A 21,496-nucleotide genomic window follows, 5' to 3' on the forward strand; every position below is an offset into this window, starting at 1 on the left:
TGCTGTGTCCTTGCTGTGGTTCTGTCTTGCGGTCAGACGATGCCGTCGGTGCGCAACGCCTCGACCTGCCGCGCGTCGAGGTGCAGCCAGTCGCGCAGCACCGCGTCGGTATGCTCCCCGAGCCGCGGCGGCACACCGGCCTTGGGCTCGGGCACGTCAGACATCTTGATCGGGTTGCCGACCACCTGCACCGGCCCCCACACTGGGTCGTGGACCGTCATCAGCATCTCGCGCGCCGCGACGTGCGGGCAGTCGAACAGGTCGGCCACGTCGTTGACCACCGACGCCGGCACGCCGCCCTCGCGCAGCAGGTCCACGGCTTGCGCGCGGGTGCGCGTGGCGAGCCAGGCGTGGATATGCGGATCGAGCGCGGCGCTGTGCTTGCGGCGGGCCATGCCGTCGGCGAAGCGCGAATCATCGACCAGCTCTGGCTTGCCGATCACCTCGCAGAAGCGGCGCCAGATGTGCTCGCCGAGCACCGCGATGACGATATGGCCATCACTGGCGCGGAACGGCCCGAACGGCGCCGTCACCGCGGGTACGCCCGGCGGCAGCGGCTGGTGCAGGGCCGAGTACATGGCGATCGAGATCTCGTTCTGGACCAGCGAGGCGTCGTACAGCGAAATGTCGACCTTCTTGCCCCGCCCGGTGCGCTCGCGCTGGTACAACGCGAGCAGCGCGCCCTGCGCGGCCAGAATGCCGCCCTGCAGGTCGGTCATCGAGAAGCCGAGATAAGTCGGCCGGTCGTCCTGCCGCTCGGGCCGGTACATCAGGCCGCTGAGCGCCTGCCCGACGATGTCGAGGGCCGGGTGGTCGGTGTACGGACTCGGCTTCACATCGGTGTGGCCAAAGCCGGAGATGGCGACGTAGATCAGGCGCGGGTTGCGCGCGCGCAAAGTGTCGTAGCCGACGCCGAGGCGGTCCATCACGCCGGGGCGCAGGTTCTCGAGCACGATGTCGGCGCCGGCGGCCAGTTCGAGGAACAGCCGCTTGCCCTCGGGCTGCTTGAGGTCCAGCGTCAGGCTTTTCTTGTTGCGGTTGGTGCGCAGGAACGACAGTGCGTGCGGGCTGCCGTCCTCAGCCGTCCTGACTGGGCTGGTGCTGCGCGCGAAGTCGCCGCCCGCCGGGGCTTCGACCTTGATGACCTCGGCGCCCGCATCGGCAAGCCACATCGAGGCGAACGGGCCGGCGACGAAGTTTTCCACGGCCAGCACACGCACCCCCTGGAGCGGGCGGTCGGGCATGGAACATGGGTCCTGCGTGGCCGCCGCGGCGCGGCCCGTGTCGTTGTTCAAGGCGGTCTCCTTTGCATTTGCGGATGCGGTTGATGCAAGGGTAGAGCGCCCGTGCCGCGCGTCCAACTTGTCATTTTCGAAGCTGTGGTTCGGACGAACCGAAGCGGACGACCCGAAACGGACGACCCGAAGCGGGCGGCGAACATTCACCCGCTCCGGACGACCGCCATCGTCAGGCCATCACGATGGTCTTTGACTCCATGAAGGCGGTCAGTCCTTCGACGCCACCCTCGCGGCCGATGCCGGACTGCTTGAAGCCGCCGAAGCCGATGGAGAAATCGGTGCGCGGTCCATTGTGGCCTACGGTGCCTGCGCGGATCTGCCGCGCTACCGCGAGCGCGCGCTCACGGTCGTTGGTGAAGACGGCGGCGTTCAGGCCGAACGGCGTGTCGTTCGCCATGCCGATGGCGCTGGCTTCGTCGTCGGCCGGGATGACGCTCAGCACGGGGCCGAAGATCTCCTGCTGGGCAATGGCCGAGCGGTTGTCGACATTGCCGAACACCGTCGGCTCGAAGAAGAAGCCGCGCGCCAGATGCTGCGGCCGCTTGCCACCAGCCGCGAGCATTGCGCCTTCCGCCACGCCCATGGCGACGAAGCGCTCGACGGTGTCGCGCTGACGGGCATTGGCGAGCGGGCCAGAGGTGGTCTCTGCCGCGAGCGGGTCACCGAGCACGATCTGCCGCGCGATGGCCGACAGTGCCTCCACCATCGCGTCGTGCTTCGCGCGCGGCACGATGATGCGGGTCAGGCTGTGGCAGATCTGCCCGGTGTTGTAGCCGAAATAGGAGTTGCCGAGCGTGGCGGCGGCAGTTCCGACGTCGTAGTCGTCCAGGATGACGGCAGGCGATTTGCCGCCGAGTTCCAGCGTCACGCGCGCCACGCGGTCGCCGGCGATGGACGCGATGCGGCGGCCGGCCGCGGTCGAGCCGGTGAATGTGATCTTGTCGACGTCCGGGCTGCGCACCAGCGCCTCGGACACGTCGCGCTCGGCCGTGATGACGTTGACGACGCCCGGGGGCAACCCGACTTCCTCGCAGACCTGCGCGAACAGGTAGCCCGAGCACGGCGCCTCGGGCGGCGACTTGATGACCAGCGTGCAGCCAGCCAGCAGCGCCGGTGCGGTCTTGTAGGCGAGCAGGCCTGCGGGGCCATTCCAGGGAATGATCTCGGCGACCACACCCACCGGCTCGTAGACGCGGTACGCATCGTTGCCGGTGGCGGACTGGCACGGCTGCGCGAAAGGGAACGTCGCTGCCATCGCCGCGTACTGCCGGAATGCGCCGCTGATGAACAGCCCGATCCGCGGCTGCGCGACCTTGTAGACGATGCCGGTTTCGAGCGACCAGATGCGGGCGAACTCGTCGTTCAGGGCTTCGAGCCGCGCGGCAATTTTCTCGAGGAAACCGACACGCTCCAGCGGCGTCATGCGCGGCCACGGGCCGTCGTCGAATGCCTTGCGCGCGGCGGCGACGGCGCGCCGCATGTCGGCCGACTCGGCGCGGGCGACCGTCGCCACGACCTGCTCCGTTGAGCAGTCCAGCACGTCGAAGACGCCGCCGGAGGAGGGTTCGACCCATTCGCCGTCGATGTACAGGCGGCGCGGGTGCTTGAGTTCGATAGTTCGGTTCGTCATGGGTTGGATCTACGTTGCCGGACAGCGGCAATCGTGAAAGGGCTCGGCAGGGATCAGAACAGGAACACGCCCTTGCCGCCCGCCTGCCTGTCGAAGTGGGCGTAAGCCTGCGCGGCCTGGTCGAGCCGCCAGCTGTCGGTGAACAACCGGTCCACCTCGATGCCGCGTGTGGCGATAAAGCTGGCGCAAGCCTTCATCTCGACTGCGGAGAACGTGAACGAGCCGAGCAACAGCCGCTGCTTGCCGATCAGGTCCTTCATCGCATCGAGCACCAGGTTGCCGCCGACGGCGACCAGCGCGACGCGGCCCCACATCCTGGTGCTGCGCACAGCCTGAGCACGCGGCAACTCGCCGCCGGCACACTCCACCGCGCACGATGCGCCCTTGCCCCCTGTCAGCTTCAGGATCTCGGAGACAGGGTCGACCTGCGTGGCGTCGATCGCGTGCGCCACGCCGAAGTCTTTCGCGCGGGCCACGCGCGCCGCGTTGATGTCGACGCCGAACACCTCGACGCCCATCGCGGCGGCAAGCTGGACCACCGACAGGCCGACCGGGCCAAGGCCGTAGACGGCCAGTGTGTCGCGGGCGCTGATGTCGAGCCGCAGCAAGGCTCCGTAGGCGGTGCCGGTGCCGCACGCCACGGCGGCGCCGCCCGCGAACGACATCTCCTGCGGCAGGTGCACCAGCGACGACACCGGCACCTTCATGTAGTCGGCATGGCCGCCATGCGCCAGCACGCCGTGGATGCGCGCGCCGTGGTCGCAGAGCTGCGTCCAGCCGGTGCGGCAGTGGTCGCAGTGGCGGCAGCCCTCATAGTGGAAGACCATCACGCGGTCGCCCACGCGGAACGCTTTGCCGTCCACGCCCGGACCGAGCGCGGCTACCGTGCCGCAAGGCTCGTGCCCGCCGATGATCCGGTCGGACGCAATGCGGTCCTTCAGGCCCAGCATCTCCAGCGATGCCGCCATGCCATGCCGGTAGTAGTGCAGATGGGTGCCGCACATGCCCGAAGCCTTCATCTCGATCACGGCCTCACCGGGGCCGGGCGTGGGATCGTCGAAGTGCGCGAGCTCGACCTCGCGGGCGCCGCGGAAGATCATCCCGCGCATCAGAGGTGTTCCCGGTAGAACGGGATCAGCTTGTCGAGCGCCTTGCGCACGGGCTCGGGCTTGTCATACAGGTCGTAGTGCGACCAGCCGTCCAGCACGACGAGTTCCTTCTTCGCTGAGCGTGCGCGGCCCACGATCTCGCAGCCGTCCCGGTAGGCGCCGAAGGCACCGACCTTGTCGCCGACCACCACCATCAGCGGCTGCGTCAGCAGGACCTCGGCCAGGTGGAAGGCATCCCATCCGGCCGCGGCACCCTGGTGGGAGAAGAGCGAGCGGTTGGCGCCGTGTGGCCTCTGCCCGCGCGGCGTCCGGTAGTACTCGGTGGCCTCATAGACGTCGATCTCTGTCAGGCCACGCTGCTTCGCCTCCTCGGGCGACGGCGGCAGCAGGTCGTCCACGCGCAGTGTGGCACCACGTGCCTCGTCGGTGCGCTGCTGTGCCATCGCTTCCAGCGCGCCGATCGGATCGTAGCCGCTGAAGCCCTCGCGCATCAGGCGGCCGTAGTTGACCCCCGTGATGGTGCCCACGGCGCGGATGCGGCGCTCTGACATGGCGGCATTGATGGAGTAGCCACCGCCGCCGCAGATGCCGAGTACGCCGATGCGGCGGTCGTCCACGTAGTCGAGCGTCACGAGGTAGTCCGTGACCACGCGGAAGTCTTCCACGCGCAGCGTCGGGTCCTCGATGAAGCGCGGCTCGCCGCCGCTGGCGCCCTGGAAACTGGCGTCGAACGCGATGACGACGAAGCCCGCCTCGGCGAGCGCGGTGCCGTAGACGCTTCCCGAGGTCTGCTCCTTGCAGCTACCGATCGGATGGGCGCTGATGATGGCGGAATACTTCTTCTTCTCGTCGAAGTCCGGCGGGAAGTGGAGATCGGCGGCGATATTCCAGTACGGATGCTTGATGCTGACGGTTTTCATGGTTTCACCTCAAGGCGAAGAGGATGGCGGACTCAGTCTGCGGTACGGTAATCCGCGCCCGGAGGGGCGTCGGGCTCCTGTGCCGGCTTCGGGATCAGCGGCACGATCATGATGGCGACGACGGCGGGTACGACGAACGCGTAGAAGTTCCAGTGCAGCGCAAGGTTCGAGCCGACGATCCATCCGCCGATCAGCGGACCGAGGATGGAGCCGAACCGCCCGAACGCCTGCGACGCCCCGAGCGCCGAGCCGCGGCACGAAGCCGGAAAGTGCGTGGCGATGTAGCCGTAGATCAGCGTCGTGGTGCCGATGGAGCCGATCCCCGCACCGAACACCGCAAGCATCAGCCAGCCGAAGTCCAGCTTCTGGCTCAGCGCGAGCAGCGACAGGCCGCCGATGACGAAGAACGGGATGATCACGCGCTTGGAGCCCAGCCGGTCCGCCAGCCACGCGCCGCCGATCATGCCCACCACGGCACCGAACTGCATCACCAGCAGGAACTGCAGCGACGACCCCAGCGGATAGCCGGCCTTGCGCATCAGTTGCGGCAGCCAGGCGTTCAGGCCATAGACGATCAACTGCACGCAGAAACTCACCAGCGCGAAGAGCAGCGCCGAGGTGCGGAGTGCGTCCGTCGCCAGCAGCCGGTAGCCGCGCGCGCCGGAGGCGGCCGCGTGCAGGGCCTGGGCTCGTTGCTCCCGCGTGATCCGTTCCAGGTCAAGCGAATGCCGGGCGGCCAGGATGCGCGCCTCATCCATGCGACCACGCTCCACGAGGAAGCTCACCGACTCGGGGAGCCACAGATACATCACCGGCAGGATCAGCGCGTAGAGCGCGCCGAGCGCATACAGCGTGCGCCATCCGTGTTCCTGCAGCAGCGTGATCGCCAGTAGCGCGCAGATGACGCCGCCAACGGAATAGCCCGTCAGGGTCAGCGCGTTGTACAACTGGCGTCGATGGGGTGGCGCGTACTCGACCGTCAGCGCCACGGCGGACGGCACCACGCCGCCCAGCCCGATGCCGGTGAAGAAACGCGCGGCACCCAGTGAGAACGGCGAGGGGGCGAGCGCGCAGAGGACGGAGCCGATGGAGAACCACAGCACGCCGGCCATGATGAGGTGGCGCCTGCCAATGCGGTCGGAGAGCGGGCCGGCCGCGCCCATGCCGACCATCAGGCCGGCGAGTGTCCAGCTCCCGATCATGCCGGCCGCCGCCGGCGTCAGGCCCCACCCCCGCTCTTCGAGCAAGCGTGGGAGAGTGGCCCCGTAGACGATGAGATCGTAGCCATCCGCGACGAGCGTCAAAAAGCACATCATGACCACGAATAGGCGGCTGCGAGCCGGCAGTGTTGCTTGATGCACGTTGTCTCCTCGATATCGTTCTTCTAAATCCCGTCGCCATGGGGCGGTGTCCGTCGGGAGGGTGACTGGGACTACCGAAGGGTAGTGGCGTGCCGGCGGCGAACCAATTGACCTTTCTCGAAGCGGCGATTCGGCCGAGATGAAACTGGCGGTGTGCGGGCTTCGACGCGCGTGAACCGGCGCTTCGGAAAAGGCCAGTTGGCGCGGTCAGCGCAAGCCCCTACGCTTCGTTCATCGCGGCACACGAAAGCCTGCTGGCATGAGGGGGCGATGCTCGATTCACGGCAAGGCGCAGACATGGTCGTGTGTGCAGACGGGGCTGGCGCTGGAGAGGGGCCGCCATGAATTAGCCGTCCCTGCATCGCCTATGTGAAATGGGGTCAGGCGCCCCATCATTTTCAGGACATTGCACCATGCGTTATGAAGACTTCCAGTTCATCCTGTTCGACCGGCAGCCGGATGGCGTCCTGCTCGCCACCCTGAATCGGCCCGAGGTGATGAACGCGACCAACGCCCGGCTTCACTGGGAGCTGACGAAGCTGTGGGGCGTCGTCAACGACGATCCGTCGGTCAAGGTGGTGGTGGTGACGGGAGCCGGCGACCGCGCGTTCTCGGCGGGCGGCGACCTGGCGTGGGTCGAGGAAATGGTCGGCAACCCGGAGGCGGTGGCGGTGGTGAAGAAGGAGGCCGCCGAGATCGTCTACAACATGCTGGCCTGCGAGAAGCCGATCATTTCAGCGATCAACGGCACCGCGGTCGGCGCGGGCCTGGCGGTCGCGCTGCTGGCGGACGTCAGCATCATCTCCGAGTCCGCGCGGTTCACCGATGGCCATGCCCGCCTTGGCGTGGCGGCGGGCGACCATGCCGCCATCGTCTGGCCGCTGCTCTGTGGCGTGGCGAAGGCGAAGTACTACCTGATGACCGCGGACTTCATCGACGGCAAGGAAGCGGAGCGCATCGGGCTGGTGACGTTCTGTGTGCCGCCGCAGGAATTGATGACGCGCGCGCTGGCCGTCGGGCAGGCGCTGGCGCGCGGCAGCCAGACCGCGATTCGTGCCACCAAGCAGTCGATCAACAACTGGATGCGGATGGCAGGGCCGATCTTTGATGCCTCGCTTGCCGCCGAGATGCTCGGCTTCCTCGGCGCGGATGCGCGTGAAGGCCTCGACGCCGTGCGCAACAAGCGTGCGCCGCAATTCCCCTCGGCGAAGCTGCCCGGCTAGTGACACGGTTTGAAGCAGGACATTGCGGCGATCATGAACCATCGCCACGAGAGATCTTGAAGCGAGACATGATGGATACCGAAGCCAACACCTGGAAGCCGGGCGCGCGCGAGTTGCAGTCCTCGGGCATCGCCAACCTGATGCGCGCGTTCGACTTGACGCGTTATGACGATCTGCTCGAACTCTCGCGCAGTCATCCCGACCGCTACTGGCAAGTGGTCATGCAGCACTGCGGAATCGTGTGGGATACGCCGCCGAGGGGCTACCTCGACCCGGCTTCGCCACGCGAATTCCCGCGGTGGTTTCCGGGCGGGCGGCTGAACTGGGTCAATACCGTGCTGGCATGGACGAACGATCCTCGCACGCGCGACCAGGCTGCCGTCGTCGCGGAACGGGAAGATGGCAAGGATCAGGCCGTCAGCTACGCGGAACTCGGAACGCGCGTGCGCCAGTTCGCGGGAGCCTTGCAGGCGCTCGGCATCGGGCCCGGCGAGCGGGTGGGCCTGCTGATGGAGAACGGTATCGAGGCCACGGTGTCGCTACTGGCGCTGGCATCGCTCGGGGCCATCGTGGTGCCGCTGTTCAGCGGGTTCGGCGTGGATGCCATCGTCGCGCGCCTGTCCGCGGCCGCGGCCGCCACGGCGATTGCCTCCACCGGATTCAGCCGGCGCGGCAAGCGGATCAACGTGGAAAGGACGCTGCGCGAAGCGTGGGCACGGCTGCCCGCGCTCAAGCGCGTGATCTGGAAACAGGATGACACGACCCAGGCGGCCGGGACCCGGGATCTCGACTGGCAGGAAGTGATGGCGTCCGGTACCGGGCGACTGGCCGACCCTGTCACGCTGGGGCCGGACGATCCCTTCATGGTGATCTACACCTCAGGGACCACGGGCAAGCCGAAGGGCGTCGTACATGCGCACGGCAGCTTCCCGCTCAAGATTGCCCATGACGCCGTGGTCCACTTCGACGTGGCGCCGGGCGATGTGTTCTGCTGGCCCGCCGATATGGGCTGGATCGCTGGCACCCTGGTGCTGGGTTGCGCGCTACTGCGCGGCGCGACGCTTGTCTGCTACGACGGTGCGCCAGACTATCCAAACTGGTCGCGCATGTCGAAACTGGTGGAGCGGCACCAGGTCACGCATTTCGGCTCGGCGCCGACGCTGATCCGTGGTCTCAGCAGCAACGAGCCCCTGGCGACGCAGGGCGACGTGTCCTCGGTTCGCCTGCTGATCACTGCCGGCGAGGGCATCGACCCGGAGCACTTCTGCTGGTTCCAGCGGACCTTCGGGCGCGGCACGCAGCCGCTGATCAACTACACGGGCGGCACCGAGGTATCGGGCGCACTGCTTGCGAGCGTAGTGGTGCGTCCCATCCCGCCGAGCGGCTTCAACACGACCTCGCCCGGCGTGGACGTAGACGTGGCCGACGCGAGCGGCGCGCCGCTGACCGGCGCGGTGGGAGAGCTTGTGATCCGGCAGCCCTTTGTCGGCATGACACAGTCGTTCTGGCACGACGCTGAGCGCTACCTCGACACCTACTGGCGCACCATCCCCGGCCTCTGGGTGCATGGCGACCTGGCGCTGCGCCGGCAGGACGGCGCCTTTTTCCTGATGGGTCGCTCAGACGATACGCTCAAGGTGGCCGGCAAGCGGCTGGGGCCCGCGGAGGTGGAGGAAATCGTGCTGGAACTGCGCGAAGTCGCGGAAGCCGCTGCCATAGGGGTCGACGACAAGGACAAGGGGCAGCGGCTGGTCGTGTTCGTCGTCGGCGTAGCGGGCTGTGATGTTGATGCCGATGCGGTCGCGACCAGAGTAGCCGGGCATGTCGACAAGCGCCTCGGACGGCCATTCCGACCGAGCGCGGTGCATGTCGTAAATCAGCTGCCGAAGACCCGCAGTTCCAAGATCATGCGCCGCGTCATCCGCAGCGTGTATTGCAATACGCCGCCAGGTGATCTCTCGTCGCTCGACAACCCGGCGTCGCTCGACGAGATCCGCGCGGCATCGGACGGCAGCCACAGGCATAAGGCTTGAAGACGATGAAGGTTCTCGAAGGTATCAGGGTGCTGGATTTCGGCCGGTTCATCGCCGGCCCCTTCTGCGCGGCGCTGCTCGCTGACTTCGGCGCGGACGTTATCCGTATCGACCGCGTAGGCGGCAGCGAGGACCGCTTCGTCGCGCCGGTGACCAGCGCAGGCGAAGGCGCGTTCTTCCTGCAGGTCAACCGGAACAAACGCTCGCTTACGCTCGACCTCGACCGGGAGGAAGGCAGGGCGGTGGTACGCAAGCTGCTATTGACCACCGACGTGGTCGTGGCGAACATGCCGCCGAAGACCATCGCCGCGCTCGGCCTCGACTACGACACCCTGCGCAAGGTGAAGCCCGACATCATCCTGACCGCCTCCTCGGCGTTCGGTGCCGATCCCGCCGTGCGGGACCGGGTTGGTTTCGATGGCGTGGGGCAGGCAATGAGCGGGGCGGTCCACCTGACCGGCTTGCCCGACCATCCGATGAAGTCCATGGTGCCGGTGGTGGACTTCTCGACCGCGCTGTGCTGCGCGCTCGGCACCATGATGGCGCTGTATGAACGCAAGACCAGCGGTCAGGGGCAGGAGGTAGGGGCGTCGCTGCTGCATACGGCGCTCACGCTGTCCAGTGGCAGTCTGATCGAGGAAGCGCTGCTTGGGCTGAACCGGCAGGCGACGGCGAACCGCAGCCCGACCTACGGGCCGTCGGACATCTTCCGCGTGAAGGACGGCTGGATCATTGCGCAAGTGATCGGGCAGGCGATGTTCAGGCGCTGGACGAACATGATGGCCCGCGCTGATCTTCTGGATGATCCGCGCTTCGCCGACGATGCTGCCCGGGGCGAACATGGCGAAGTCCTGAGCGGCATCATGTCAGACTGGTGCGCCGGCCGGACCCGCGACGAAGCCCTGGCCTTGCTGGCAGCGGCACGCATTCCCGGCGGCCCGGTGAACACGCCGCGCCAGGCGCTGGGGGACGAAGTGGTCTGCGCTTCGGGCGCATTCCACGGCGTGGAGTATCCGGGTGCTGCGGCGCAGGTGCCGCTTGTATCCACACCGGTGTCGCTGTCGCGCACGGGCCCGGCAATCGCGCGGCGCCCGCCGACGGCCGGCGAGCATACGGAGGAAGTCCTGCACGACGCGGGCTATGTGGCCGAGGAGATCGCGCGGCTGAGGGCGTTGCGAGTGATCTGAGCAGGCGCGGTCGCTGTAGCAAGGCGAAGCGGGCCGCTTCGCCTCAGTCCGTTCGATCCTCCCGTTCACTTCTGAAACATCCCTTTGCCCGATATGGCATCGAGACGCGCCTGATTACCATCGGTGCAACGCGGCCATCGCATTCCTTACGTGGCACGCAAAGCACAACGGGGCGGGGAGCATGCCATGAAGCGGAAGTTCACCGATGACGTGATGGCGGTCCAGAGCCGTTATCGCGATTGGGTCCTGGACGGCGGCAAGGACTCGGCGCGGGGAGAGGCATTGTTGCATGAACTGAAGATCTGCCTGGCTGCGTTGTTCCTGGTTCCTGGCGAGCTCACTGTGCTGAGGCAAGCCAAGGGAAGCGCGGGCCTGGAGCTGACCGTGCTGCGGCCGGAGTGATGACGGCGGCGGCCGGCCTGAACTCCAGGCCCGCAGCGCCTACCTTACCCGCAATTCCCGTCCGCCACGCACAGGCCGTGCACCACCATCTCGCCCATCAGGTCCATCGAGGCCTGGTCGGCGATGGCTTCGCGCAGCGCGTCCAGCGCGGCATCGTGAGCGTCGCCGGCAGTGCCGGCTTGCAGCGGGGTGTCATGCCAGCGCTGCGGTAGGGCAGCGGGGTTGATGTCGACCCCGGCACCGGCGGCCAGGGCGGTCAGTACGGCGGTTTCCGCTTCGGCCAGGGCTTCGGCTGACAGCCCCCTGGCGCTTGCCGCGCCGAAACTGTCGAAGGCCTGGCCCGGCGGGCCGCCCGTGACCTTCCACAGCGCCAGCTCGGTCAGCGGCGTGCAGTTCACGGTGCGCCCGCCCAGCACTACGCCGTGCAGCCGCTGGCGGTTCGGTTCGCCCTGCGCTTGCCCGCCTTCACAGCGGACCATCAGCGCGCCGTCCGGTACGCCGGCCAGGCGAAACACGCCGCTGGCATCGGCCGTGGCGTGGCGCACCTGGCCTTGCGCGTCGCGCAACTGCACGGTCGCGCCGGCCAGCGCCGCGCCGACGGCGGCGGTGCCGCTTACTTCCTGCGCTTGGTCATTCCCGCATGCCGCGACGGCTGCGACCCCGCATGCGAGCACGAGGTGGCGCCAGTGTCGAAGGTGCTTGCCCATGGTATCGGTGCTCAAGGGGCCAGGTTGGCCAGCTCGCGGCGCGAGCGGTTGAACAGGCCGCGCGCCAGCGGCGTCGGGCGGAAGTCGATATCGAGCGGCGAGATGGTGATGTACTTCGCCAGGAAGGCCGGCGTCTCGGCAATCCGCGCGAGCGCGGCCGGTTCGGTCTCCGTCGCGCCCACGTCGATCGATACCGTGTTGTCGGGGTTGCGCTTATAGGCCGTGGTAAACGAGTCCACCGTGCCGGGAACGGTCAGGCGCACGCCCGCGGGCGTGCCGCCGGCGGTCACCGGGTAGTTGATGCTCAGCGGGTTGGTCACCGGCAGCAGCGGCTGGCCGGCGGCGCGGGTGGCCTCCAGGTTGGCGATCACGCGTGCCAGGAAGGCGCCGGCCTTGGGGAACGCGGCGAGCGTGCTGGGAAAGCCGGTGCGGGTCTCGGCAAAGTCCACCCCCACGCTCAGCGCGATGCCCGGCACGCCGCGGCGCGCGGCGAACAGCACGTTCATCACCGTGCCCGAATGCGGGATGGAGTCGGACAGGTTCTCGCCAAAGTTGGCCCCCGAGACCACCAGGTCCGGCGTGAAGCCGCTTTCCGGCGCGACGATCTTCAGGCCGATGGCGGTGGCGTCCACCGGCGAGCCGGTGCCGATGTATTCGGGGTTGGTGGCGTTGAGCGCGCCGCCCGCGACGAAGGTGGGCTTGACCCGGTGCACGCAGAAAGTCTCGGCGCTGCCGGCGAGCGGGTCGACCACCAGCCGGGTGCGGCCGTCGGGCACGGCATAGGCAGCGCCCGAGCCGCTCTGGTTGATGGCCGGGCCGACCGTGATCACGCGGTGGCCGGCGTCCTGCAGGGCCTTGCGTACCGCGGCGATGCCGGGCGCGGCGCAGCCGTCGTCATTGGTCAGCAGGATATTGAGGGCATGGGCCGGGCTGGCCGCGGCGGCCAGTGTGATGGCGGCGATGGCAAGGCCGGCGCGCCGCGGGCGGGCACGAAGTCTGAGCATGGGAACCTGTCTCCTTTTCTTGTTGGTAATGCAAGCAGGGCCCGGCAGCGCCGGGCCGAAACCGGGGCCGCCGCCGTTACGTCACCGGCAAGCCGCGCTCGCGCGCCAGCGTGATCGCGGTATCCTCGATCATGTCCTCCTGGCCGCCCACCAGCCGCTGCCGGCCCAGTTCGACCAGGATCTCGCGCGCGGGAATGCGGTACTTGGCCTCGGCGCGCTTGGCAAACAGCAGGAACGACGAATACACGCCGGCGTAGCCCAGCGTGAGTGCGTCGCGGTCGATGCGGATGGGGTGGTCCATGATCGGTACCACCAGGTCTTCGGCGACGTCGGCAATGCGGAACACGTCGACGCCGGTCTCGATGCCCATGCGCTCGCACACCGCCACCAGGACTTCCATCGGCGTGTTGCCGGCACCGGCGCCCAGCCCAGCGGCGGCGGCATCGATGCGGGCGGCGCCGCAGGCGATCGCGGCGAGCGAATTGGCCACACCCATGGCCAGGTTGTGGTGGCCGTGGAAGCCCAGTTCGGTCTCGGGGCGCAGCGCTTGCCGGACCGCGGTGAGCTTCTCGGTGACATCATGCGGCAGCATGTGGCCGGCGGAATCGGTGATGTACAGGCAGTTGGCACCGTAGCTTTCCATCAGCAGCGCCTGCTGCACCAGCGTCTGCACCGGCGCCATGTGCGCCATCATCAGGAAGCCGACGGTATCCATGCCAAGCTTGCGCGCCATGCCGATATGCTGCTCCGAGACATCGGCCTCGGTGCAGTGCGTGGCCACGCGGATGGTATGCACGCCGATCTCGTGCGCCATGCGCAGGTGGTCGACGGTGCCGATGCCGGGCAGCAGCAGCGCCGACACGCGCGCCTGCTTCAGTTCGCCCAGCACGGCGCGCAGGTATGCCTCGTCGCTGTGGGCGGGAAAGCCGTAGTTGACCGAGGCGCCGCCTAGGCCATCGCCGTGGGTGACTTCGATCAGCGGCACGCCGGCGGCGTCCAGCCCGCGCGCGATGCTTTTCATCTGGTCCAGCGAGATCTGGTGGCGCTTCGGGTGCATGCCGTCGCGCAGGGTCATGTCGTGCAGGGTGATGCGTTGGGCCATGGCCAGGCTCCTCAAGCGGTGGCGGTTGCGGGGCTGCCGGCGCGCATGGCGGCGGCGATGCATTCGGCGGTGCGGGCGGCGGAGGCGGTCATGATGTCGAGGTTGCCGGCATACTTCGGCAGGTAGTCGCCCAGGCCTTCCACCTCGAGGAAGATCGAGACGCGCTTGCCGTCGAACACCGGCCCGTTCTTCAGCGTGTAGCCGGGCACGTACTTGCGCACCTCGGCGATCATGGCGTGCACCGACGCGGTAATCGCGGCGACATCGGGCGCGTCTTCGGTCAGGCAGTGGATGGTGTCGCGCATGATCAGCGGCGGCTCGGCCGGGTTGATCACGATGATGGCCTTGCCCTGGCGCGCGCCGCCCACGGCCTCGATCGCGCCTGCCGTGGTGCGCGTGAATTCGTCGATATTGCGGCGCGTGCCGGGCCCCACCGAGCGCGACGACACCGTCGCCACGATCTCGCCATACGCCACCGGCTGCACCCGCGATACCGCATATACCATCGGGATGGTGGCCTGCCCGCCGCAGGTCACCATGTTGACGTTCATCTCGTTGCTGCCGATGTGGGCCTCGAGGTTGACCGGCGGCACGCAGAACGGCCCGATCGCCGCCGGCGTCAGGTCGATCACGCGCACGCCACGGGCGGTCAGCTTGGCCGAATGCTCGGCATGGACGTAGGCCGAGGTGGCATCGAAGGCGATGCGGATATCGTCGGCCTCCAGGTGCGGCAGCAGGCCGTCGACGCCGTCGCTGGTGGTCTTCAGGCCCAGTTCGCGCGCACGCGCCAGCCCTTCGGAGGACGGCTCCACGCCGACCATCCAGACCGGTTCGAGGATCTCGCTGCGGCGCAGCTTGTAGAGCAGGTCGGTGCCGATATTGCCGGGCCCGATCAGGGCACATCGGATCTTGTTCATGGGGTCTCGCGTGGCAAGGTCAGGGGGTCAGGAGAACACGGCGGCACAGCCGCCAATGCCGGTGATATGCATGGACAGGCGGTCGCCGGCCTGCACGGGAATCAGTGCCGCGAGCGAGCCCGACAGGATGGTCTCGCCCGCCAGCAGCGGAATGCCGAAGCTGCCGAGCGTGTTGGCCAGCCACGCCACCGCGTCGGCGGGGTGGCCCAGCGCGGCGCTACCCACGCCGGTGGCGACGCATTCGCCGTTCTTTTCCAACGTCATCGCGCACGCGCCCAGGTCCAGCGCAAGCGGGCTGACGCGTTCGTCGCCGAGCACATAGACCCCGCAGGAGGCGTTGTCGGCCACCGTGTCCTCGATGCGGATGCGCCAGTCGCGGATGCGCGAATCGACGATCTCGAAGCAGGCCGCGACGGCCTCGGTGGCGTCCAGCACGTCGTCCCGCGTCACGCCCGGCCCGCGCAGGTCGCGCCGCAGGAAGAAGGCGATCTCGCCCTCCGCGCGCGGCTGGATCAGCGACGCCGCGGGAATGGGCTGGCCGGCGGCGTAGTGCATGCTTTCCAGCAGGATGCCGAAGTCGGGCTGGTGCACGTCCAGCATCTGCTGCACGGCGGCGCTGGTCACGCCGATCTTCTTGCCGGTGACGCGGTCGCCGGCGGCGAGCCGGTGGGCGATAAAGCCTTGCTGGATGCGGTAGGCAGCGCTGACATCGAGCGCCAGCCCGCGGCCGCTGAGCGGCGGCACCGGCGTGCGCGTGACCAGCGCCTGGTGGAGTTCGTTGCTGAGCGTGGTGATCAGGTCGGCGTTCATGGCAAGGGGGAGACGGTCCGCGCCGCCATGTCGGCTGCGCGGACCGGGACCAGGGTCAGAAGGAGTACTTGGCGTTGAAGGCGACGTAGTCGCGGTCAGCCAGCGGCCGGTTGGCGATGTTGGCGCCGCCGATGAACGCGGCATAGGTCAGGTTGAGCTCCAGGTTGTTCAGGTACTTGAAGGTCAGCCCGACGCTGGCGCGCTTGTCGCCATAGCCCATCAGCGTGCCGAAGGCGCCGGCCACCGCCGACCTGCCGCTGAACTGCTGCGCGTAGGTGAACGGCACCGTCAGGTCCCAGCCATCGAACACATTGTTGTAGGTCAGCGACCAGCCAAGCTGAAATGCCGCCGAATTGCGCGTATTCGTCAGCTGGCTGAAGCCCATCACCGGATCTACGCTCAGCACGTGCAGGTACGAGATTTCACCCAGCAGTGACTGCGAATTGGCGAGGAAGGTCGGGCCCACCGAGTAGATGGCGGACAGGTTGCCCTGCAGCGCCTTGCCGCGCGAGGCAGTTGGCGAACCGGCCACGTCCACCAGCATCGGTATGCCGTCCTTGTAGCTGACTTCGCCGGCTACGTTGGCACCCAGCACTTGCGTGGAAAAGCTGGCGCCAGTGAGGTTGATGCCGCCGAAGAATTTCTGCTGGTACTGCAGCGTGGGAATAAGCGAAGTGACCACGCTCGGGTTCTTGTCGTGGTAGCGCAGCTGGTAAAGCCCGACCTCGGTGCCCTCGAACACGCGGAAGCGGGTGCCAATGCCCCATTGCCCCCAGTCAGAGGGTCGGATATCCGGGCCGCGCGGGATATTGAAGCCGGGTCCGATGATGAACTCCGCGCCCGGACCCACCACGTCGGAGGTGCTGAAATAGCTGCCAGGGGCGAATATCTGGTTCGGCTTGTAGGTGAATTGGTAATAGCCCATCACGCTGAATGACGGCGTGACCTGCAGCTGCAGCGAGGCCTGCGGCACCGGCAGCAGGATGTCCTTGACCTCGGCGCCGGGCACGAAGGCCTTGGTTGCATCGGCGGGGCCTTGCGCGCCGGCGATGTTGGCGAAGAACAGGCTTTCGCCCCAGGCCACCACCTGGTTGCCGAGCTTGAAGCTCAGCTGCGTGCCGCCGATCGGGGTGGCGCCGTAGACATAGGCGTCGAGCAGCTGCGCGCGGTGCTCGTGATAGTCCTGCGCGGAGCCGGTGAACTGGTTGAACGGCCCGCTGTGGTTGACCGTGAACGGCGCGTTGTTCGAGTTGGTGCCGGAGTAGGCCCAGTCCTGGAACACGCTGCCGCGCAGCAGTGCGCCGAAGGCATCGTGCTTGAGATGGGCTTCGCCCAGCAGCGAGACGCGATTGGCGATCAGGTCGCCGCGCTTGAAGTTGCGGTCGCCGTCGTCGCCGTTGATATTGGCGGGGCTCAGCAGTGCGTCGCTCTGGCGGCCGGTGCGCAGCGCCGCGCCGTAGGAGGCGGTGACGCTGTAGTCGAGCGTGGTGTCATGGCCCAGGTCGATGGTATCGCCGGCGCGCGCGGGCTGCGCAAGCAGCGCGGCCAGCGCTGTCAGGGCCGCGGCCGCGGCAATGGGCCGCAGCCGGTTGCGGCGCGGCAGTGGCCCGCGTGTTGGTTGGTGCATGGTGGTCTCCCCGTGGTATCGGTGTTGGTTCATTGCCTGGCACTTCGATCGGCGCTCGCCTGGACGAGAAGCGTAGAGAGGGGGAGCCACGCACAAATCGGCAGAACGGACTAGGCGGTTTCCCTACGGGCCACGGCTCAGCCGCGGTTGACCGAGGCCGCGTCGAGGAAGGCCGGCCGCTCGCCGCCGCCATCGATCACGAGATTGGCGCCGCTTACGTACGCGGCCTGCGGCGACGCCAGGAACAGGCAGGCGGCGGCAATATCATCCGGCAGCGCCAGCCGGCCCAGCGGCACCGTCGCCGCCATGCTGCGCAGCGCCGCCGGGTCGCCGTAGTGCTGCTGCTGCGAGGTATCGGTCAGCACCATGCCCGGGCTGACCGCGGCCACGCGTACGCGGGGCGCCCATTCCACCGCGAGCGTGCGCACCGCGTTGAGGATGCCGGCCTTGGCCGCGCCGTAGGCAGCGGTGCCGGGCGAAGGGCGCAGCGCGCTGACGCTGCCGACGAACAGCTGGACGCCGCCGCTGGCCTGTTGCTGCATGCGCGCGTTGACGCGCTGGGCCAGTTGCAGCGGCGCCACCAGGTTGAGCCGGATCACCGACTCGAGCAGCCGCGGCGAGGCTTCGGCAACCAGCGCGAACGGCGCGCCGCCGGCGTTGTGGACCACCACGTCCAGGCTCGGGCTCGCCTGCGCGATCCGCGCCAGCATCGCGTCGACTTGTTCGAGGTCGCGGATGTCCGCGGCAATGAAGCGGGCGCTGCGGCCGTCCGCGGCTGGCAGCTCGCTGTCGTGTGCGGGCGCGGTGCGTCCGCACACGAAGACCTGCGCGCCGGCGCGCAGGAAGGCCTCGCTGATGGCGCGGCCGATGCCGCGCATGCCGCCGGTGACCAGCACGGTCTGGCCGGTGTAATGGAATCCTGCGGATCCTGTCATGGGTTCTTCCCCGTTCGATGCATGGAGCGCCCATCGTAGGAGAAGTGGCCCGGCGGCTCGTAGTCCGAATGAACGATGCCCGCGGCCTTGGCGCTGCGCAAGATGCTGGGCAAACCAAGGGAGACGCCCTCATGTCCGCTACCTCGCCGCACCCGTCCTCGCCATCCGCCACGCCGGCCTCGCTGCACCCCAGCCTGCCGGTAGGGCGCTTCATTACCACCGCCACGGGCCTGCGCCTGCACTGCCTGGACACCGGCGCCGGCGAGCCGGTGGTCTTTATCCATGGCAGCGGGCCGGGCGCGAGCGGGCACAGCAACTTCCGCCACAACGTGCCGGCGTTCGCCGCGGCGGGCTACCGCACCGTGGTGGTGGACCTGCCGGGCTACGGGCTGTCGTCCAAGCCTGACGACGTCGAGTACACGCTGGACTTCTTCGTCGCCGCGCTGCGCGCGCAGCTGCTGGCGCTGGAACTGCCGCGCTGCGTGCTGGTGGGCAACTCGTTGGGCGGGGCGATCGCGCTGCAATACGCGCTGGATTACCCCGAGCATGTCAGCCGCCTGGTGATGATGGCGCCCGGCGGCGTCGAAGAGCGCGAGACCTATTTCGAGATGCCTGGCATCCAGCGCATGGTGTCGCTGTTCACCGGCGGCCATATGAACCCGCACACCATGCGGCAGCTGCTGCAGTTGCTGGTGCACGACGCCAGCCTGGTCACCGACGCGCTGGTCGACGAGCGCATGGCGGTCTGCCGCGAGCAGCCGCGCGAGGTGCTGGCCACCATGAAGGTGCCCAACCTGACCGCGCGGCTGGGCGAGATCCGCTGCCCGGTGCTGGGGTTCTGGGGTACCGAGGACCAGTTCAATCCCGCCGCGGGCGCGGCGAAATTCCTGAGCGGCTGCGCTGATGCGCGCTTCGTCATGATCAATCGCTGCGGCCACTGGGTGATGGTTGAGCACGCGGCCTACTTCAATCGCGAATGCCTGGGCTTCCTGGCCGATACCGCGCCGGACGGCGCGGCATAATTGGCCCGCGCCCCCACAAGACAAAACCAAGGAGACATCATGGAATACCCGTATGACCTGTTCGGCCTGCATGGCAAGGTGGCCGCCATCACCGGCGCGGCGCGAGGCATCGGCGCCGAGACCGCGCGTGTGCTGGCGGCGGCGGGTGCCAGGGTGGCCGTGCTCGACCTGCTGGAAGCCGACGGCAAGGCGACTGCCGAAGCCATCTGCGCCGCAGGCGGCGAGGCCGCGTTCTGGCAGCTCGACGTCACGCGCGAAGGCGACGTGGCACGCGTGTTCGGCGAGATCGCCGAGCGTTTCGGCGGCCTTGGCATCCTGGTGAACAACGCCGGCATCGAAGGGCCCAATGCGCCCACCCACGAATTGCCGCTGGAGCAATGGCAGCAGGTGATGGCGGTGAACGTGTCCGGCACCTTCCTGTGCACCAAGCACGCCATCGCGCATATGGAGCGTGCGGGCGGCGGCGCGATCGTCAATGTGTCGTCGATGTACGGCATCGCCGGCGGGCCGGACGTGCCGCCTTATCACGCGTCGAAGGCGGCGGTGCGGATGATGGCCAAGACCGATGCGCTGCTGTATGCCGGCAAGGGTATTCGCGCCAACTCGATCCATCCCGGCTTTATCCGTACGCCGATGCTCGAGCACGTGGCCGAGGCCTCGGGGCAGGGCGAGGCGCTGTTCGATTACCTGGGAGGGCAGACGCCCGCGGGCAAGGTGGGCCAGCCGCGCGACATCGCCGCGGGCATCCTGTACCTGGTTTCCGACGCCGGACGCTATGTCACCGGCGCCGAACTGGTGATCGACGGTGGCTACACCGCACGCTGAAGCCCACGACAAGGAGAATCCCATGCCCCAGGGCCCCGATAGCGCCGCGATGAAGGCGACACTGCTCGCCTATGTCGAGCGCTTCAATGCCGGCGACGCACAGGGCGTTGCCGCGCTATACGCCGCCGACGCCACCGTGGAAGACCCGGTCGGTGCGCAGCCGGTCGCCGGCAAGCCGGCCATCCTGGCGTTCTACCAGCACGCCACCGCGCTGGGCGCGCGGCTGGAGGTGGTGGCGCCGCCGCGTGGCTCGCACGGCAACGCCGCGGCGCTGACCTTCGCCGTGCATGCGCGGCTGGAAGGGCGGCCCGCGCGCATCGACGTGACCGATATCATGACCTTCGGCGACGATGGCCGCATCCGCAGCATGCGCGCGCACTGGGGCCCGGACGACGTGCATTTCCTGTAAGCGCGCTGCGCCGATGGCCCGCCACACCCGCGAGGATGCCGCCGCCACGCGCGCGCGCATCCTGGCCAGCGCGCAGCAGCTGATGCGCCAGCGCGGCCTGCACTGCGTCACCGTCGACGACGTGGCCCGCGCGATCGGCATGACGCGCGGCGCCGTCTATGGGCACTACCGTTCCCGCGCCGAATTGCTGGGCGCACTGCTGTGCTGCGCCGAAGCCGACTTCGCCGCGCGGCTCGCGCCGCTGACGCAGGGGTGCGACGGCACCGGTCCGCACGCGCTGGAGCAGGCGCTTTCCGCCTTGCTCAGCGACGACGACCTTGCCCGCCATGTCAGCCTGATCGCGGCGCTGCTGCAGCACAAGTGCGGCGAGGCCTGCGAGCTTTGTCCGCTGCGCGAGCGCGTGCTGCGCGGCGTCGAAGCGCTGCGTGCGGCGTTCGCGATGGTGCTGCCGGCGCCCGGCCTCGCCGGCCTGCTGCTGGCCCACCTGTGGGGCCTGTTGGGCGCGCATGCCATGCACCTGGCGCCATCCGGCCTGTCTGGCAGCGCCGCCGCGCTGGCCCGGCTGTACCAGGGCAATCCGGCGCTTGCCGCCACCCAGGAGGGCGGTCGCTCCGCTGCCACTTCCAACCCTGCTCGGATGCGGGATACCCCTTAGTCTGCTCGGACGAAGAGATTCGGCGCGCTGCTGACTACGATGCTCTCAACAGCCTCGGATAACAGCGGGGCAAGCGGAGGAGACAGCGATGAAGCGGCTCGGATTTCGTTGGGCGGCGGGCCTGGCCGGGGCCGGCGCTGCCATGGGCGTGGCCTGGGGGCTGGCCGTGGATGCCGGCCAGGACCACCGGCCTGCCGTTACACTGCCCGCCGCCGAAGCCCCGGTGGAGCGCTGCGACGACGCCTGCGTGCGCAGCCGTGGCGCCGCGGCGCTGCTGGTGCTGAGCCAGCGTCCGCCACAGTAAAGGCCGGTCGGCCCGC

Annotated in this window: 21 protein-coding genes; 9 read left to right on the top strand and 12 right to left on the bottom strand. The window is 68.4% G+C overall.

Annotated features, from left to right (window positions below):
- Nucleotides 1-32 precede the first annotated feature (32 nt).
- The 5 genes from E5S69_RS12810 to E5S69_RS12830 all read right to left on the bottom strand — a co-directional run bounded on the left by E5S69_RS12810 (nucleotide 33) and on the right by E5S69_RS12830 (nucleotide 6,318).
- Nucleotides 33-1,295, bottom strand: coding sequence for a CaiB/BaiF CoA transferase family protein (locus E5S69_RS12810; protein WP_236901306.1), 1,263 nt, complete (start codon nucleotides 1,293-1,295; stop codon nucleotides 33-35).
- Nucleotides 1,296-1,467: 172 nt separating this feature from the next.
- The gene (locus E5S69_RS12815; protein WP_171515011.1) at nucleotides 1,468-2,928 is read right to left on the bottom strand and encodes an aldehyde dehydrogenase; all 1,461 of its coding nucleotides are present in this window, start codon (nucleotides 2,926-2,928) and stop codon (nucleotides 1,468-1,470) included.
- Between the two features lie 53 nt (nucleotides 2,929-2,981).
- Nucleotides 2,982-4,037 (bottom strand): zinc-dependent alcohol dehydrogenase family protein, encoded by a 1,056-nt coding sequence (locus E5S69_RS12820; protein WP_171515012.1) that lies wholly within the window; start codon nucleotides 4,035-4,037, stop codon nucleotides 2,982-2,984.
- On the bottom strand, nucleotides 4,037-4,957 hold the full coding sequence (locus E5S69_RS12825) for an alpha/beta hydrolase (RefSeq protein WP_171515013.1): 921 nt from the start codon (nucleotides 4,955-4,957) through the stop codon (nucleotides 4,037-4,039). The genes E5S69_RS12820 and E5S69_RS12825 overlap by 1 nt, the downstream gene beginning before the upstream one ends.
- Nucleotides 4,958-4,989: 32 nt before the next feature.
- Complete coding sequence (locus tag E5S69_RS12830) at nucleotides 4,990-6,318, bottom strand: MFS transporter (protein ID WP_171515014.1); 1,329 nt, start codon at nucleotides 6,316-6,318, stop codon at nucleotides 4,990-4,992.
- 413 nt (nucleotides 6,319-6,731) lie between these two features.
- Here E5S69_RS12830 and E5S69_RS12835 point away from each other — a divergent pair, with 413 nt between their 5' ends.
- The 4 genes from E5S69_RS12835 to E5S69_RS12850 all read left to right on the top strand — a co-directional run bounded on the left by E5S69_RS12835 (nucleotide 6,732) and on the right by E5S69_RS12850 (nucleotide 11,163).
- Nucleotides 6,732-7,541 (top strand): enoyl-CoA hydratase/isomerase family protein, encoded by an 810-nt coding sequence (locus tag E5S69_RS12835; protein ID WP_171515015.1) that lies wholly within the window; start codon nucleotides 6,732-6,734, stop codon nucleotides 7,539-7,541.
- Nucleotides 7,542-7,609: 68 nt separating this feature from the next.
- On the top strand, nucleotides 7,610-9,574 hold the full coding sequence (locus E5S69_RS12840) for an AMP-binding protein (RefSeq protein WP_171515016.1): 1,965 nt from the start codon (nucleotides 7,610-7,612) through the stop codon (nucleotides 9,572-9,574).
- Nucleotides 9,575-9,579: 5 nt separating this feature from the next.
- Nucleotides 9,580-10,761, top strand: coding sequence for a CaiB/BaiF CoA transferase family protein (locus tag E5S69_RS12845; protein WP_171515109.1), 1,182 nt, complete (start codon nucleotides 9,580-9,582; stop codon nucleotides 10,759-10,761).
- A 186-nt stretch (nucleotides 10,762-10,947) separates the two neighbouring features.
- Nucleotides 10,948-11,163 carry a hypothetical protein gene (locus E5S69_RS12850; RefSeq protein ID WP_171515017.1) on the top strand — a complete coding sequence of 72 codons (216 nt, stop codon included), beginning with the start codon at nucleotides 10,948-10,950 and terminating at the stop codon, nucleotides 11,161-11,163.
- A gap of 44 nt (nucleotides 11,164-11,207) precedes the next feature.
- Here E5S69_RS12850 and E5S69_RS12855 read toward each other — a convergent pair whose 3' ends face one another.
- From E5S69_RS12855 to E5S69_RS12885, 7 genes are all read right to left on the bottom strand, one after another.
- Nucleotides 11,208-11,870, bottom strand: coding sequence for a hypothetical protein (locus tag E5S69_RS12855; protein WP_171515018.1), 663 nt, complete (start codon nucleotides 11,868-11,870; stop codon nucleotides 11,208-11,210).
- Nucleotides 11,871-11,881: 11 nt separating this feature from the next.
- Nucleotides 11,882-12,874, bottom strand: a complete 993-nt coding sequence (gene surE / locus E5S69_RS12860; RefSeq protein WP_171515019.1) for a 5'/3'-nucleotidase SurE — start codon at nucleotides 12,872-12,874, stop codon at nucleotides 11,882-11,884.
- A 76-nt stretch (nucleotides 12,875-12,950) separates the two neighbouring features.
- Nucleotides 12,951-13,976 carry a 4-hydroxy-2-oxovalerate aldolase gene (gene dmpG / locus E5S69_RS12865; RefSeq protein ID WP_171515020.1) on the bottom strand — a complete coding sequence of 342 codons (1,026 nt, stop codon included), beginning with the start codon at nucleotides 13,974-13,976 and terminating at the stop codon, nucleotides 12,951-12,953.
- Between the two features lie 11 nt (nucleotides 13,977-13,987).
- Nucleotides 13,988-14,893, bottom strand: a complete 906-nt coding sequence (locus E5S69_RS12870; protein WP_171515021.1) for an acetaldehyde dehydrogenase (acetylating) — start codon at nucleotides 14,891-14,893, stop codon at nucleotides 13,988-13,990.
- A 27-nt stretch (nucleotides 14,894-14,920) separates the two neighbouring features.
- Nucleotides 14,921-15,703, bottom strand: a complete 783-nt coding sequence (dmpE, locus tag E5S69_RS12875) for a 2-oxopent-4-enoate hydratase (protein ID WP_171515022.1) — start codon at nucleotides 15,701-15,703, stop codon at nucleotides 14,921-14,923.
- A gap of 55 nt (nucleotides 15,704-15,758) precedes the next feature.
- Nucleotides 15,759-17,330, bottom strand: a complete 1,572-nt coding sequence (locus tag E5S69_RS12880; protein WP_171515023.1) for a DUF1302 domain-containing protein — start codon at nucleotides 17,328-17,330, stop codon at nucleotides 15,759-15,761.
- A 137-nt stretch (nucleotides 17,331-17,467) separates the two neighbouring features.
- Complete coding sequence (locus E5S69_RS12885; protein ID WP_171515024.1) at nucleotides 17,468-18,265, bottom strand: SDR family oxidoreductase; 798 nt, start codon at nucleotides 18,263-18,265, stop codon at nucleotides 17,468-17,470.
- 131 nt (nucleotides 18,266-18,396) lie between these two features.
- Between E5S69_RS12885 and E5S69_RS12890 the strand changes: the two genes are divergently transcribed.
- The 5 genes from E5S69_RS12890 to E5S69_RS12910 all read left to right on the top strand — a co-directional run bounded on the left by E5S69_RS12890 (nucleotide 18,397) and on the right by E5S69_RS12910 (nucleotide 21,480).
- Complete coding sequence (locus E5S69_RS12890; RefSeq protein WP_171515025.1) at nucleotides 18,397-19,287, top strand: alpha/beta fold hydrolase; 891 nt, start codon at nucleotides 18,397-18,399, stop codon at nucleotides 19,285-19,287.
- Between the two features lie 39 nt (nucleotides 19,288-19,326).
- A complete protein-coding gene (locus E5S69_RS12895; protein ID WP_171515026.1) occupies nucleotides 19,327-20,112 on the top strand; it encodes an SDR family NAD(P)-dependent oxidoreductase in 786 nt (261 codons plus the stop codon).
- A 22-nt stretch (nucleotides 20,113-20,134) separates the two neighbouring features.
- Complete coding sequence (locus E5S69_RS12900; protein WP_171515027.1) at nucleotides 20,135-20,521, top strand: nuclear transport factor 2 family protein; 387 nt, start codon at nucleotides 20,135-20,137, stop codon at nucleotides 20,519-20,521.
- Nucleotides 20,522-20,534: 13 nt separating this feature from the next.
- Nucleotides 20,535-21,176, top strand: coding sequence for a TetR/AcrR family transcriptional regulator (locus E5S69_RS12905; protein WP_171515028.1), 642 nt, complete (start codon nucleotides 20,535-20,537; stop codon nucleotides 21,174-21,176).
- Between the two features lie 88 nt (nucleotides 21,177-21,264).
- The gene (locus E5S69_RS12910) at nucleotides 21,265-21,480 is read left to right on the top strand and encodes a hypothetical protein (protein WP_171515029.1); all 216 of its coding nucleotides are present in this window, start codon (nucleotides 21,265-21,267) and stop codon (nucleotides 21,478-21,480) included.
- The last annotated feature ends 16 nt before the right edge of the window (nucleotides 21,481-21,496 follow it).

This window comes from Cupriavidus necator (assembly GCF_013141915.1).
In the GTDB taxonomy this organism is placed as follows: Bacteria; Pseudomonadota; Gammaproteobacteria; order Burkholderiales; family Burkholderiaceae; genus Cupriavidus; species Cupriavidus necator_B.

Bases quoted from the DNA above. Each gene is read 5' to 3' on its own strand.
- surE (WP_171515019.1), bottom strand. From the start codon at position 12,874: ATGCTCAGACTTCGTGCCCGCCCGCGGCGCGCCGGCCTTGCCATCGCC.
- dmpE (WP_171515022.1), bottom strand. From the start codon at position 15,703: ATGAACGCCGACCTGATCACCACGCTCAGCAACGAACTCCACCAGGCG.
- E5S69_RS12905 (WP_171515028.1), top strand. From the start codon at position 20,535: ATGGCCCGCCACACCCGCGAGGATGCCGCCGCCACGCGCGCGCGCATC.
- E5S69_RS12820 (WP_171515012.1), bottom strand. From the start codon at position 4,037: ATGCGCGGGATGATCTTCCGCGGCGCCCGCGAGGTCGAGCTCGCGCAC.
- E5S69_RS12870 (WP_171515021.1), bottom strand. From the start codon at position 14,893: ATGAACAAGATCCGATGTGCCCTGATCGGGCCCGGCAATATCGGCACC.
- E5S69_RS12845 (WP_171515109.1), top strand. From the start codon at position 9,580: ATGAAGGTTCTCGAAGGTATCAGGGTGCTGGATTTCGGCCGGTTCATC.
- E5S69_RS12880 (WP_171515023.1), bottom strand. From the start codon at position 17,330: ATGCACCAACCAACACGCGGGCCACTGCCGCGCCGCAACCGGCTGCGG.
- E5S69_RS12840 (WP_171515016.1), top strand. From the start codon at position 7,610: ATGATGGATACCGAAGCCAACACCTGGAAGCCGGGCGCGCGCGAGTTG.
- E5S69_RS12850 (WP_171515017.1), top strand. From the start codon at position 10,948: ATGAAGCGGAAGTTCACCGATGACGTGATGGCGGTCCAGAGCCGTTAT.
- E5S69_RS12855 (WP_171515018.1), bottom strand. From the start codon at position 11,870: ATGGGCAAGCACCTTCGACACTGGCGCCACCTCGTGCTCGCATGCGGG.
- E5S69_RS12900 (WP_171515027.1), top strand. From the start codon at position 20,135: ATGCCCCAGGGCCCCGATAGCGCCGCGATGAAGGCGACACTGCTCGCC.
- E5S69_RS12835 (WP_171515015.1), top strand. From the start codon at position 6,732: ATGCGTTATGAAGACTTCCAGTTCATCCTGTTCGACCGGCAGCCGGAT.
- E5S69_RS12825 (WP_171515013.1), bottom strand. From the start codon at position 4,957: ATGAAAACCGTCAGCATCAAGCATCCGTACTGGAATATCGCCGCCGAT.
- E5S69_RS12890 (WP_171515025.1), top strand. From the start codon at position 18,397: ATGTCCGCTACCTCGCCGCACCCGTCCTCGCCATCCGCCACGCCGGCC.
- dmpG (WP_171515020.1), bottom strand. From the start codon at position 13,976: ATGGCCCAACGCATCACCCTGCACGACATGACCCTGCGCGACGGCATG.
- E5S69_RS12895 (WP_171515026.1), top strand. From the start codon at position 19,327: ATGGAATACCCGTATGACCTGTTCGGCCTGCATGGCAAGGTGGCCGCC.
- E5S69_RS12910 (WP_171515029.1), top strand. From the start codon at position 21,265: ATGAAGCGGCTCGGATTTCGTTGGGCGGCGGGCCTGGCCGGGGCCGGC.
- E5S69_RS12885 (WP_171515024.1), bottom strand. From the start codon at position 18,265: ATGACAGGATCCGCAGGATTCCATTACACCGGCCAGACCGTGCTGGTC.
- E5S69_RS12815 (WP_171515011.1), bottom strand. From the start codon at position 2,928: ATGACGAACCGAACTATCGAACTCAAGCACCCGCGCCGCCTGTACATC.